The organism is Blastococcus sp. SYSU DS0541, assembly GCF_054050875.1.
The window spans coordinates 1-12,457 of record NZ_JBJHAD010000006.1 but is presented as its reverse complement, the minus strand read 5'-3'; the positions used below and the strand labels follow the sequence as shown (position 1 = coordinate 12,457).

Genomic DNA, 12,457 nt, shown 5'->3' with positions numbered 1-12,457 from the left:
CGCGTGGTGCTCCCGGAGCTGCCGGGGGTCCTCGGGGCCGACCAGGTGCGCCGGACCGTGGCCTGGATCGCCGGTGAGCAGCACCGCGACGGCGCGCTCCCCTGGTTCGCCGGCGGGCAGCTCGACCCGTGGGACTCCGTCGAGGCGGCGATGGCCCTGGACCTCGGCGGCGAGCACCTCCGCGCCGCGGCGGCGTACCGCTGGCTGGCCGGCCGGCAGCGGCGCGACGGGAGCTGGGCGGCCGAGTACCGCGGGGGCGTGGAGACCGCGCCGGCCGCGGAGAGCAACCACGCCGGGTACCTGGCGGTCGGCCTCTGGCACTCCTGGCTGACCAGCGGCGACGAGGAGCTGGTCACCGACCTGTGGCCGGCGGTGCGCGCCGGGCTGGACCTCGTCACCCGGATGCAGCTGCCCGGTGGCGCCATCTCCTGGGCGCTGCGGCCCGACGGCACCCCCGACGACCTGGCGCTGCTCACCGGCAGCGCCAGCCTGTTCCAGGCGCTGCGCTGCGGGCTGGCGCTGGCCGAGCTCACCGGTGAGGCGCAGCTGGACTGGGAGCTGGCCGTCGCCGACCTGGGGACGGCGCTGCGCGGCCGGCCGGAGGCCTTCGCCGACCGCTCCCGCTACTCGATGGACTGGTACTACCCGGTGCTCGCCGGCGCGGTCACCGGTGAGGCCGCCCGCGAGCGGCTGGCCGCCGACTGGGACCGCTTCGTCGTCCCCGGGCTCGGCATCCGCTGCGTGGCCGACCGGCCGTGGGTGACCGGGGCGGAGACGTGCGAGCTGGCGCTGGCCCTCGTCGTCGCCGGGCAGCGCGACGCCGCTCTGGAGCAGGTCGCGGCCATGCAGCACCTGCGCGGCCCCGACGGCGCCTACTGGACCGGCTTCGTCTACCCGGACGACGCGCGGTGGCCCGTCGAGCGCACCACCTGGACGGCGGCCGCCGTCCTGCTGGCCGCCGACGCGCTGTCCGGCGCCTCCCCCGCCAGCGTCCTGTTCGCCGTGCCGGAGGCGCTGCCGGCCGCGGGCCTGGTCGATGCCACCACCCCGGTTGATTGGCTGGCGGGAGGTGCGGGCACGGTGTCCCCGTGAGCGCGCCCCCCGGCACCGGCCGATCCCCGCACCCCTCCGCCGACGTCACCGTGGTGGTCGCCAGCCGCAACCGCCGCGAGGACCTGCTGGCGACCCTGCCGCGCCACGAGGCCCCGGTGGTGCTGGTCGACAACGCCTCCACCGACGGCACGGTCGAGGCGGTGCGGCAGGCGCACCCCGAGGTGGCCCTGCTGCCGCTGGAGCGCAACGAGGGCGCCCACGGCCGCACACTGGGCGCCGCACGCGCCCGCACCCCCTTCCTCGCCTTCGCCGACGACGACTCGTGGTGGGCGCCGGGCGACCTCGCCCGCGCCGTGGCGATCATGCGGGCCCACCCCCGGCTGGCCCTGCTCAACGCCCGCGTCCTCGTCGGGCCCGAGGAGCGGCTCGACCCGGTCTGCGAGGAGATGGCCGCGAGCCCGCTCGGCACCGCCCGCGACCTGCCGGGCCCCTCGCTGCTGGGCTTCGTGGCCTGCGCCGCCCTCGTGCGCACCGAGGCCTTCGAGGCCGTCGGCGGCTTCGACCCGGTGGTCCGGTTCCCCGGCGAGGAGGAGCGGCTCGCCCTGGACCTGGCCGCCGCCGGGTGGGGCCTGGCCTACGTCGACGAGGTGACCGTGCACCACCACCCGTCCCCCCGGCGCGACGCGCCCGGCATCCGGCAGGCGGGGATCTGGCGCAGCCGGCTGCTCACCGCGGCGATGCGCCTCCCGGCACTCGACGTCGCACGCACGGCGGGGCGGGCCGCGCGCGCCGGCCGCCCGGGCGTCGAGGGGCTGCTGCGCGCGCTGCCCGACGCCCCGGCCGCGCTGCGCCGGCGGGAGACGGTGCCGCCCTCGGTGCGGGCGGGCCTGCGGGTGCTGGCCGGTGAGCGCCCGTGAGCACGGCCGGCACCACCTCTCCGGCGCCGGCCGGCGACCGCACCACCGGCCCGGACCCGCGCGTCGCCGTCGTCGTCATCACCCACCAGCGGCGCGACGAGCTGCTGCTGGCGCTGCGGCGGCTGGTGGCCCTCCCCGAGCAGCCGCACGTCGTGGTGGTGGACAACGGCTCCACCGATGGCACCGCCGACGCCGTGCGCGAGCGGTTCCCGCAGGTGGAGCTGATCGCCAGCCCCGAGAACCTGGGTGCGGTGGGCCGCAACCTCGGCGTCGCCCGGCTCGGCACCCCCTACGTCGCCTTCTGCGACGACGACACCTGGTGGGAGCCGGGCTCGCTGCGCGCCGCGGCCGACGTCCTGGACGCCCATCCGCGGCTGGCGATCGTCACCGCCCGCATCGTGGTGGAGCCCGGGGGCACCGAGGACCCGATCGTCGCCGAGCTGCGCGACTCGCCCGTGCGGGGCGCCGACTGGCTGCCCGGGCCCGCCCTGGGCTCGTTCCTGGCCGGCGCATCCGTGCTGCGCCGGGAGGCCTTCACCGAGGTCGGCGGCTTCTCCGAGCGGCTCTGGCTGGGCGGCGAGGAGGAGCTGATGGCCGGCGACCTGGCCGCGCGCGGCTGGGAGCTGTGCTACCTCGAGCAGCTCACCCTCCACCACCAGGCGAGCACCGCCCGGGACCCGCACAAGAGGCGGGCCGACGGCATCCGCAACACGCTGTGGACCACCTGGCTGCGGCGGCCGGTCCGCCCCGCGCTGCGTCGCACCCTGCACCTGCTGCGGACCGTGCCGCGGGACCGGGTGACCGCCCGCGGCCTGCTCCAGGCGGCCCGCGGCCTGCCGTGGGTGCTGCGCGAGCGGCGGGTGCTGCCGCCGCACGCGGAGGCCCGCTTCGCCGCTCTGGAGGAGGCGCAGCGGAACTCGACCGCCCGCCGCTACGTCAGCTGAACCGGAGGGGGTGGGCTGACGCGGGGGCTCCGTGCCGGGAACACCCCCTCAGCGCACACGCTCGGGTCAGCGGGCGCAGCGGATGCAGGTGCGGGCGGTGGGTCGGGCGGCGAGCCGCTCCGGCGCGATCGGCCGGCCGCAGGTCTCGCAGCGGCCGTAGGTGCCGTTCTCCACGGCGACCACCGCGGCGTCGACGTCGGCCAGCCGGCGGCGCGCCTGCTCCAGCAGCGCGGCCACCTGCTGCCGCTCGAAGGCGATGGTGGCGCCCTCGGGATCGTGCTCGTCGTCGGCGTTGGACGCCTGCGACGCCGCGACGATCGCGTCGAACTCGCGGGTCAGCGCCTCGATCTGCGCGAGCGCCTCCACCCGGGCGTGGGAGAGGTGGTCGGGTGGGAGCACCGGCCCATCCTGCACCCCCGTGCCGGCAGGACGACGTCTCGGCACGGGCTCAGGCGGTGCGGCGCAGCAGCCGCAGCGACCCCGTGCCCGGCAGCTCCTCGAACTCCCCGCTCTCCAGCACCCGGCGGTACACGCCGTAGGGCGCCTGGCCGCCGTCGGCCGGGTCGGGGAAGACGTCGTGGATGGCGAGGGTGCCGCCGACGGCCAGCTTGGCCACCCAGGCGTCCTGGTCGCGGCGCGCGGACTCCTCGGTGTGGCTGCCGTCGAGGAACAGCAGTGCCAGGGGCGTGCTCCACAGCGGGGCGAGGGTCTCCGACCGGGTGACGACGGCGACGACGACGTCCTCGGCGCCGGCGTCGGCGATGGTCCGGCGGAACCGCGGCAGGGTGTCGATCCGCCCGACCGCGGGGTCGACCAGCGACGGGTCGTGGTACTCCCAGCCCGGCTGGTGCTCCTCGGAGCCGCGGTGGTGGTCGACGGTGACCACCTGGCGGCCGGTCTCCCGCGCCGCGGCGGCGAGGTAGAGCGCCGACTTCCCCATCCAGCTGCCGACCTCCAGCAGCGGGCCCGGGACCGCGACGGTGCGCGCGGCCTCGTGCAGGGCGCAGCCCTCGTCGTCGGGCATGAAGCCGGGGGCGGCCCGGGCGGCGGCGAGCAGTTGGAGGACCCCGTCCCCCTCGGCCCCCTGCAGGGGCCCGCCGCGGGCGTGCGAGCGGTGGGGGGCAGGGGGTCCTTCCCGGGGCCGGTCGATCGTCACCGGGCGAATCTAGTCCGCAACGCGGTGACGCTGCGCTCGGTGGCCGCTCCCGCCTGGGTGTCCGCGGCCTTGGCGAAGAAGGCTCCGGCCGCCGTCGTCACCGGGACGGCGAGCACCAGCGCGATCGCCCCGACCAGCGTCCGGATGACCTCCTCGGCCAGCGCCGAGGAGGTGAGCACGACGTTCCAGGGCTGCGCGTAGAGCTCGAACAGGAGCAGCAGCGGCAGGGCCGCCCCGGAGTAGGCGAAGACGATCGTGTAGACGGTGGAGGCGATGTGGTCGCGCCCCACGGTCATCCCGCGGGTGTAGAGCTCGCGCCAGGTCATCGACGGGTCCACCTCGTGCAGCTGCCAGATCGCCGAGGCCTGGGTGATGGTGACGTCGTTGAGCACGCCCAGCCCGGCGACCACCATGCCGGCCAGCACGAGGCCGGAGAAGGCGAGCGTCGGGTCGTAGGTCTGCAGCTGCACCGTCTCCTCGCTGGTCAGCCCGGTGAGCCGCGCGGTCTGCACCGCGAGCGCCCCCATGACCGCGACCAGGGCCAGCCCGAAGAGGGTGCCGACCAGCGCCGTCGTCGTCCGCGCGGAGAACCCGTGCGCGAGGTAGAGGACGACGAACATGATGGCCGCCGAGCCGACGAGGGTGACCAGCACAGGGGAGCCCTCCCCGAGCAGCCCGGGCAGCACGAACTGCAGGAGCACGAAGAAGGCGAACGCCAGCCCGACCAACGAGGCCAGGCCGCGCAGCCGGGCGACCAGGCCCACGACGACCGCGAAGACGATGGCCAGGGTCACCATGGGGAGGTCGCGGGCGAAGTCGAAGAACCCGTAGGTGACGCCGCCCTCGGCTGCCGCGTCCCGGGTCAGGACGAGCGTGTCGCCCTCCTCGACCCCGTTGGCCACCACCACCGCGTCGAGGTCGAGCTCGACGAACTCGCCCTCGCCGTCGCCGTCGAGCACCTCCACGACGGCGGTCGCACAGGTCGCCGGCCGGCCCTCGACGCCGCAGTCGTACTCCTCGAGGGCGGCGACCCGGCCGTCGGGGTAGGTGGTCCCCGGCGGCAGCGCCTGCTCCGCCGCCAGCTGGGCGCGGGTCGGCTCGCCGCTGGGCCACAGGACGAACAGCCCGACGACGGTGGCCAGCCCCACGGGGACGAGGACCAGCAGCATCAGCCACACCGCCCGCCGGCGGCGGGTCAGCGCCTCGGGGCTGGGCGGTGGCGCGTCGGGGTCGGGACCGTGGACGTGGGCGTGCGGATCGCTGGCGGGCACCCGGTCAGGCTAGGAGCCGGGCAGCCGGGAGCCGCGCGGGCGTGCGGATCAGGTGTGTCGGGGATCCCGCGGGGCGGGGCCGCCGCCGCCCGACGGCTCCGCGACCACCCGGCCGTCGGCGGCGACCACGGTGAAGCGGTGCCACAGCCCGGTGAGCTGCAGGGGGCGGGAGACCGAAGGGGGTGGGTCCACCAGGACCGTCTCGATGGCCCGCGGCACCCCGAGCTTCTGCAGCTGCACCAGCACCGCCAGGCCGGCGGAGTTCATGAAGCCGACGTCGCGCAGGTGCAGCTCCACCCGCCGCAGGGAGTGCTCGGTGAGCAGCAGGTCGGTGAGGACCCGGACGAGGGGGCGGCGCGCGGCCTCGGTCAGCTCCCCGCCGACGACCAGCCGCACCGTCTCCCCCTCGACCGTGTGCGAGACGGAGGGCTCGGCGGGCGGCGCGTCATCGGTGGGCGCTTCCTGGCGCGGCAGGTCGTTGGTCGTCTCCTCCACGCCAGCGTCCTGCCCCGTGCAGCGGCGGTTCACGCACCCGCCGCCCGCGCGACGCGACGGAACCGTCGGGAACATTTCGCGGACGAAGACGTTTACCAGAGTGCGCGACCGAGGTAATCTCCAGTTGCCACTAGAGGTTCATCCTCGGGCAGCGAACAACAGCACGACCGTCACAGGAGGTTCCAGCCATGATGCTGACCGCTTACGACCCGTTCGCCGCCACGTCCGCCGCCTTCCGCGCGCTGGACCAGCTCACCGGTCGGGGCGGCACCGCCACCGCCCGGGCCCTCTCGGGCATGCCGATGGACGCCTACCGGGTCGGCGACAACTTCGTCGCCCACTTCGACCTGCCCGGCGTGGACCCCGGGTCGATCGACCTCTCCGTCGAGGGCAACACCCTCACCGTGAGCGCCGAGCGCTCGGTCCCCCAGCTGGAGAACGCCGAGTGGACCGTCGCCGAGCGACCCTTCGGCAGCTACACCCGTCAGCTGGTGCTCGGCCGCAGCCTCGACACCGACCGGCTCGAGGCGAGCTACCACGACGGGGTGCTGACCATCAGCATCCCGGTGGCGGAGAAGGCGAAGGCGCGCCGGATCACCGTGACCCGCGCCGACGCACCCGCCCAGGTCGAGGCCCGCACGATCGAGGGCGAGTCCCAGCAGGAGGCCAAGGCGGTCGAGAGCTGACCGCGGCCGAACCGGCAGCACCGCAGGGGCCGGGCCCGTCCGGGGCCCGGCCCCTGCGCCGTTCCCGACCCGCCCACCGGGCCACCGCCCACGAGGACAGGAGCGCGCCGCGATGGCACCCGAGGAGCAGGACCCGCTGCGCCGGCTGGACGACCCGGAGTACCCGGCGCTCACCATGAGCCAGGCCGCCGAGCTGCTCGGCGTGCAGGCCGCCTTCCTGCGCAGCCTCGACGGCTCCGGCATCCTGTCCCCGCACCGCTCCCCCGGCGGCCACCGGCGCTACTCCCGCCGGCAGCTGGAGCTCGCCGCGCGCATGCGGGGCCTCCTGGACGACGGGCACCCGGTCGCGTCCGCCGAGGTCATCGTCGGCCTGCAGGACGAGCTCGCCGCGGCCCGCGCCGACCTCGCCCGGCTGCAGGAGGAGCCGCAGGACCCGAACCCGGTGGACGACTGAACCCTAGGGGGGTATGGTTCGTCCCGGTGTCGCAGGGTGCGGCGCCGGCAGGAGGGACGACGTGGAGACCACCGACGGTGCCTGCACCGGCCACGACCACGCGCACGGCTACATCCACCGCAAGGACGACTACCTCAAGCGCCTGCGGCGGATCGAGGGGCAGGCCCGCGGTCTGCAGCGCATGGTGGAGGACGAGAAGTACTGCATCGACATCCTCACCCAGGTCTCGGCGATGACCAAGGCGCTGCAGGCGGTCTCGCTCGGGTTGCTCGAGGAGCACCTGAGCCACTGCGTCGTCGACGCCGCGCGCGCCGGCGGCCGCGAGGCCGAGGAGAAGGTCCGCGAGGCCACCGACGCGATCGCCCGCCTCGTCCGCTCCTGACCACCTGAACCGAGAGGAACACCCATGACCACCACCAGCTACACCGTCACCGGCATGACCTGCGGCCACTGCGTCGGCGCGGTGACCGAGGAGGTCTCGCAGGTGCCCGGCGTGACCGGCGTCGAGGTCGACCTCGCCACCGGCGGGCTCACCGTCAGCAGCGAGCAGCCGGTCGACGACGCCGCCGTCCGCGCCGCGGTCGAGGAGGCCGGATACGAGGTGAGCGGCCGCTGACGCGGCCGGCGCCATGAACGCACCCGCGAGGATCGCCGCCTTCGCCGTCGGCCTGGTCGCCGTCTTCGGCGCGGCGGTCGGCGTGGGCTCCGCGGTCGGCCCCACCGGCACGGTCGAGGCCCCGGCCGGAGCCGGGCACGGGGACGGCGACGGACACGGGGACGGCGGCCACGACGCCGCCGCCCCGGCCGCCGTGGAGGCGCCCGCCGGCCTCCAGGTGAGCGAGGACGGCTACACCCTCGCCCTCGCCGACGGCACCGTCCCGGCCGGCCCCTCCACGGAGGTCGCCTTCCGCGTCCTGGGGCCCGACGGCTCCCCGGTCACGGCCTACGAGACCGACCACGACGTCGACCTGCACCTGGTCGCGGTCCGCCGCGACCTCACCGGCTACCAGCACGTGCACCCCCGGCTCGGCGAGGACGGCGTCTGGCGCGCTCCCCTGGAGCTGGAGCCGGGCAGCTGGCGGCTCTTCGCCGACTTCACCGCCGCGGCCGATGGCGAGAACCGCGTCCTGGGCGCCGACCTCGCCGTTCCCGGCCCCTACGACCCCGCTCCCGTGCCGGCGCCCTCGCAGGTGGCGGAGGTCGACGGCTACACCGTCGTCCTCACCGGCGGGCTCACCCCGGGCGAGGAGTCGGAGCTGACGCTGAGCGTGAGCCGGGACGGCGTCCCGGTCACCGACCTGCAGCCGTATCTCGGCGCCTACGGGCACCTGGTCGCCCTGCGGGACGGGGACCTCGCCTACCTGCACGTCCACCCCGCCGAGCACGAGGGCACCCGGGCCGCTCCCGGGCCGCACGTCCCCTTCACCACCACCGCCCCCTCGGCGGGCACCTACCGGCTGTTCCTGGACTTCCGGCACGACGACGCCGTGCACACGGCCGCGTTCACGGTGACCGCCGAGCACTCGGAGGAGCACCCCTGATGACCACCGCCCCCGGCAGCGCCACCAGCGACGTCGAGCTGCTCATCGGCGGCATGACCTGCGCGTCCTGCGCGGCCCGCGTCGAGAAGAAGCTCAACAAGATCGAGGGCGTCACCGCCACGGTCAACTACGCCACCGAGAAGGCGAAGGTCAGCTACGCCGACGGCGTGAGCACCGAGGACCTCATCGCCACGGTGGAGAAGACCGGCTACACCGCCCGGCTGCCCCAGCGGCCCCGTGCAGAGGCTCACCCCGAGCCCGCGAGGGGTGAGGAGGACGGGGCCCTTCTACGGGCGTTGCGCACCCGGCTGGTCGTCTCGACGCTGCTCACCGTCCCGGTGGTCGCCATGGCGATGGCGCCGGCACTGCAGTTCCAGTACTGGCAGTGGCTCTCCCTCACCCTGGCCGCACCGGTCGTCGTGTGGGGCGGGCTGCCGTTCCACCGGGCCGCGTGGACCAACCTGCGCCACGGCGCGGCGACCATGGACACCCTGGTCTCCCTCGGCACGCTCGCGGCCTTCGGCTGGTCGCTGTACGCACTGTTCTGGGGCACCGCCGGCGTCCCGGGGATGACGCACCCGTTCGAGCTCACCATCGCCCGCACCGACGGCAGCGCGAACATCTACCTCGAGGCCGCAGCCGGGGTGACGACGTTCATCCTCGCCGGGCGCTGGTTCGAGGCGCGGTCCAAGCGGCGGGCCGGCGCGGCCCTGCGGGCGCTGCTCGAGCTCGGCGCCAAGGAGGTCTCCGTGCTGCGCGGGGGCAGCGAGCAGCGGGTCCCCGTCGCCGAGCTCGCGGCGGGCGACCGCTTCGTCGTCCGCCCGGGCGAGAAGCTCGCGGCCGACGGCGAGGTCACCGAGGGCTCCTCCGCCGTCGACGCCTCGATGCTGACCGGCGAGTCCGTACCGGTCGAGGTCCGCCCCGGCGACACCGTCACCGGGGGCACCGTCAACGCCGGGGGCCGGCTGGTCGTGCGGGCCACCCGGGTGGGCAGCGAGACGCAGCTGGCGCAGATGGCCCGGCTGGTCGAGGAGGCGCAGAACGGCAAGGCCGAGGTGCAGCGCCTGGCCGACCGCATCTCCGGGGTCTTCGTGCCCGTCGTGCTGGCGCTGACCGCGGCCACCCTCGGGTTCTGGGTCGGCACGGGCGCGGGGCTCCCGGCCGCCTTCACGGCCGCGGTGGCGGTGCTGATCATCGCCTGCCCCTGCGCCCTGGGCCTGGCCACCCCGACCGCGCTGATGGTCGGCACCGGCCGCGGCGCCCAGCTCGGCATCCTCATCAAGGGCCCCGAGGTGCTGGAGTCCACCCGCCGGGTCGACACCGTCGTCCTGGACAAGACCGGCACCGTCACCACGGGCCGCATGACGCTGCTGGACGTCGTCCCCGCCCCCGGCGAGGACCCCGACCGCGTGGTGCGGCTGGCCGGCGCGCTCGAGGCCGCCTCGGAGCACCCGATCGCCCGTGCCGTCGCCGCCGGCGCCGCCGAGCGCACCGGCGAGCTCCCCCCGGTGGCCGACTTCACCAACGTCGAGGGCCTCGGTGTCCAGGGCGTCGTCGAGGGCGCGGCGGTGGTCGTCGGCCGCCGGCGGCTGCTGGCCGACTGGTCGCTCCCGCTGCCCGAGGAGCTGGTCCGCGCCACCGACGAGGCGGAGGCGGCCGGGCGCACCGCCGTCGCCGTCGGGTGGGACGGCGCCGCCCGCGGCGTGCTCGTGGTCGCCGACGCGGTGAAGGACACCTCGGCGACGGCGATCGCCCAGCTCCGCGCGCTCGGGCTGACCCCGATCCTGCTCACCGGCGACAACGAGCGGGCCGCACGGGCGGTCGCCGGCGAGGTGGGCATCGACGAGGTCGTCGCCGAGGTGCTGCCGCGGGACAAGGTCGACGTCGTCCGCCGGCTGCAGGCGGAGGGCCGGACCGTCGCGATGGTCGGGGACGGCGTGAACGACGCCCCGGCGCTGGCCCAGGCCGATCTCGGCCTGGCGATGGGCACCGGCACGGACGTCGCGATCCAGGCGAGCGACCTGACCCTGGTGCGGGGCGACCTGCGGGTGGCCGCGGACGCCATCCGGCTGGCCCGGCGGACGCTGGCCACCATCAGGGGCAACCTGTTCTGGGCGTTCGCCTACAACGTCGCCGCCCTGCCGCTGGCCGCCGCCGGGCTGCTCAACCCGATGATCGCCGGCGCCGCCATGGCGTTCAGCTCGGTGTTCGTCGTCTCCAACAGCCTGCGGCTGCGCGGCTTTGCGCCGCTGCCCGAGAACCGGGACGCCACCCTGGCCGTGCCCGGGGGTCACCGCGCCGACGCGCACACCCCGGCCTGACGGGGCCCACCTCCGGTCCCGGCCACCGTCCGGCACAGTTGCCCTCTGCCCACCCCCGCGGGGCAGAGCGCTACCGCTCGAGGACCCACCCACCGCCCCGGAGGCCACCCATGAGGAACGTGCACCGAGCGACGGTCCGCACCCTGGCGACGGCCGGGCTGGCCGCCGGCCTGGCGCTGGTGCTCCGGCCGCAGGGGGTGGTCGCCGCGATCGACCCGCGGTTCCCCGACGAGCGGCGCCGGGTGGCCCGGGTGCTCGGTGCCCGGCTGGTGGTCCAGCACGGAGCGGTCCTCGTCTCCCCGGGCCCGCGGACGCTGCGGTTCGCGGCGGCCGTGGACGGGCTGCACGCGGCGAGCATGCTGCCGGCGCTCGCCCTCCCCCGCTACCGCCGGGCCGCCCTGGTCAGCGGCGGGGTGGCGGCGCTCTCCGCACTGGCGGCGCAGCGGTCGGCGGGGTCAGCCCCCCGGTAGCAGCAGCACCTTGCCCACGTGCGTGCTGGCCTCCAGCAGCGCGTGGGCCTCCCCGGCCCGGCTCATCGGCAGGCTCCGGTCCACGACGGGCCGGATCACCCCCTTCTCGACGTCGGGCCAGACCTCGGCCCGCACGGCCGCGACGACCTCCGCCTTGCTCCCCGGGCCGGTGGCGGGCCGGCCGCGCAGCGTGGTGGCCCGCACGGTCCCCCGCTTGCGCATGAGGACACCGAAGTCGAGCTCCCCCCTGGTGCCGCCCTGCATGCCGATCGTCACCAGCTGCCCGCCGGTGGCCAGGACGTCGACGTTGCGCCCGAGGTAGGCGGCGCCCATGTTGTCGAGCACGACGTCGGCGCCGTGCCCGCCGGTGGCCCGCCGCACCTCCGCCACGAAGTCCTGCTCCCGGTAGTCGACCAGGATCTCTGCCCCCAGCTGCCGGCAGACGTCCAGCTTCGCCGCGCTGCCGGCGGTGGTCGCCACCCGCGCCCCGGCGCGGGCGGCCAGCTGGATCGCCATCGTCCCGATGCCGCTGGACCCGCCGTGCACGAGGAACACCTGACCGGCGCGCAGCCCCGCGAGCATGAAGACGTTCGACCACACCGTGCAGACCACCTCGGGGAGCGCGGCGGCGGTGGCCAGGTCCATCCCGGCCGGCGGTGGCAGCAGCTGGCTCGCGGGCACGGCCACCCGCTCGGCGTAGCCGCCACCGGAGAGGAGGGCGCAGACCTCGTCGCCGGCCGACCAGCCGGTCACCTGCGGGCCGACCTCGCTGATGACGCCGCTGCACTCCAGCCCGAGGATCTCGCTCGCCCCGGGGGGCGGTGGGTAGTTGCCCTCCCGCTGCATGATGTCGGCGCGGTTGACGGCCGCGGCGACGACGTCGACGACCACCTCGTCCGGGCCGCACACCGGGTCGGGCACCTCTCCCCAGCCCAGTACCTCCGGGCCGCCGGGCCCCGTCATCGTCACCGCACGCATCGACCGCTCCTCACCGAACCTGCACCTGGCCCCGGGACGGGGATGTCATTCCGCGGCGGCGCCGGCGGTGCTGCCCTTGGCCTGCTGGCTGCTGGGCCCGCCGATCCACACGGTCTTGGCGTTCATGAACTCCCGCATGCCCAGCTCGGTGAGCTCCCGGCCGTAGCCGCT

General features: G+C 75.9%; 15 protein-coding genes. 10 read left to right on the top strand and 5 right to left on the bottom strand.

The features are described 5' to 3' along the window. Nucleotides 1–3: 3 nt before the first annotated feature. Genes ACI794_RS08505 through ACI794_RS08495 form a run of 3 tightly spaced genes read left to right on the top strand, consistent with a single transcriptional unit; the run spans nt 4 to nt 2,914 of the window. Entirely contained in the window at nt 4–1,092 is a 1,089-nt protein-coding gene (locus ACI794_RS08505) for a prenyltransferase (protein WP_456616137.1), read from the top strand. Next, nucleotides 1,089–1,970, top strand: coding sequence for a glycosyltransferase family 2 protein (locus ACI794_RS08500; protein ID WP_456603842.1), 882 nt, complete (start codon nt 1,089–1,091; stop codon nt 1,968–1,970). The genes ACI794_RS08505 and ACI794_RS08500 overlap by 4 nt, the downstream gene beginning before the upstream one ends. Then, nucleotides 1,967–2,914, top strand: coding sequence for a glycosyltransferase family 2 protein (locus ACI794_RS08495; RefSeq protein WP_456603843.1), 948 nt, complete (start codon nt 1,967–1,969; stop codon nt 2,912–2,914). The genes ACI794_RS08500 and ACI794_RS08495 overlap by 4 nt, the downstream gene beginning before the upstream one ends. A gap of 66 nt (nt 2,915–2,980) precedes the next feature. Here ACI794_RS08495 and ACI794_RS08490 read toward each other — a convergent pair whose 3' ends face one another. The 4 genes from ACI794_RS08490 to ACI794_RS08475 are packed head-to-tail and all read right to left on the bottom strand — an operon-like array spanning nt 2,981 to nt 5,836. Beyond that, nucleotides 2,981–3,313, bottom strand: coding sequence for a TraR/DksA family transcriptional regulator (locus ACI794_RS08490; protein ID WP_456616136.1), 333 nt, complete (start codon nt 3,311–3,313; stop codon nt 2,981–2,983). Between the two features lie 49 nt (nt 3,314–3,362). Continuing rightward, nucleotides 3,363–4,070, bottom strand: coding sequence for a class I SAM-dependent methyltransferase (locus ACI794_RS08485; RefSeq protein ID WP_456616135.1), 708 nt, complete (start codon nt 4,068–4,070; stop codon nt 3,363–3,365). Further along, a complete protein-coding gene (locus ACI794_RS08480) occupies nt 4,067–5,341 on the bottom strand; it encodes a YibE/F family protein (protein ID WP_456603845.1) in 1,275 nt (424 codons plus the stop codon). Before ACI794_RS08480 ends, ACI794_RS08485 begins: the two co-directional genes overlap by 4 nt. A gap of 48 nt (nt 5,342–5,389) precedes the next feature. Continuing rightward, nucleotides 5,390–5,836, bottom strand: a complete 447-nt coding sequence (locus ACI794_RS08475) for an STAS domain-containing protein (protein WP_456581542.1) — start codon at nt 5,834–5,836, stop codon at nt 5,390–5,392. A 188-nt stretch (nt 5,837–6,024) separates the two neighbouring features. On the opposite strand from ACI794_RS08475, the gene ACI794_RS08470 reads away from it, so the two are divergent. The 7 genes from ACI794_RS08470 (at nt 6,025) to ACI794_RS08440 (ending at nt 11,308) form a co-directional block, all read left to right on the top strand. Then, a complete protein-coding gene (locus ACI794_RS08470; RefSeq protein ID WP_456581543.1) occupies nt 6,025–6,522 on the top strand; it encodes an Hsp20/alpha crystallin family protein in 498 nt (165 codons plus the stop codon). Nucleotides 6,523–6,634: 112 nt separating this feature from the next. Beyond that, the gene (locus tag ACI794_RS08465) at nt 6,635–6,976 is read left to right on the top strand and encodes a helix-turn-helix domain-containing protein (protein WP_456603846.1); all 342 of its coding nucleotides are present in this window, start codon (nt 6,635–6,637) and stop codon (nt 6,974–6,976) included. A gap of 61 nt (nt 6,977–7,037) precedes the next feature. Then, nucleotides 7,038–7,358, top strand: coding sequence for a metal-sensitive transcriptional regulator (locus tag ACI794_RS08460; protein ID WP_456581545.1), 321 nt, complete (start codon nt 7,038–7,040; stop codon nt 7,356–7,358). A 24-nt stretch (nt 7,359–7,382) separates the two neighbouring features. Further along, the gene (locus ACI794_RS08455) at nt 7,383–7,592 is read left to right on the top strand and encodes a heavy-metal-associated domain-containing protein (RefSeq protein WP_456581546.1); all 210 of its coding nucleotides are present in this window, start codon (nt 7,383–7,385) and stop codon (nt 7,590–7,592) included. A gap of 13 nt (nt 7,593–7,605) precedes the next feature. Next, nucleotides 7,606–8,517: a hypothetical protein gene (locus tag ACI794_RS08450; protein ID WP_456616134.1), complete on the top strand. Its 912-nt coding sequence runs from the start codon at nt 7,606–7,608 to the stop codon at nt 8,515–8,517. Further along, nucleotides 8,517–10,838 (top strand): heavy metal translocating P-type ATPase, encoded by a 2,322-nt coding sequence (locus ACI794_RS08445; protein ID WP_456616133.1) that lies wholly within the window; start codon nt 8,517–8,519, stop codon nt 10,836–10,838. Before ACI794_RS08450 ends, ACI794_RS08445 begins: the two co-directional genes overlap by 1 nt. 110 nt (nt 10,839–10,948) lie before the next feature. After that, nucleotides 10,949–11,308, top strand: coding sequence for a hypothetical protein (locus ACI794_RS08440; protein WP_456616132.1), 360 nt, complete (start codon nt 10,949–10,951; stop codon nt 11,306–11,308). Here the strand turns inward: ACI794_RS08440 and ACI794_RS08435 are convergent. Further along, a complete protein-coding gene (locus ACI794_RS08435) occupies nt 11,294–12,286 on the bottom strand; it encodes an NAD(P)H-quinone oxidoreductase (protein ID WP_456603850.1) in 993 nt (330 codons plus the stop codon). The genes ACI794_RS08440 and ACI794_RS08435 overlap by 15 nt on opposite strands. Nucleotides 12,287–12,457 lie beyond the last annotated feature (171 nt).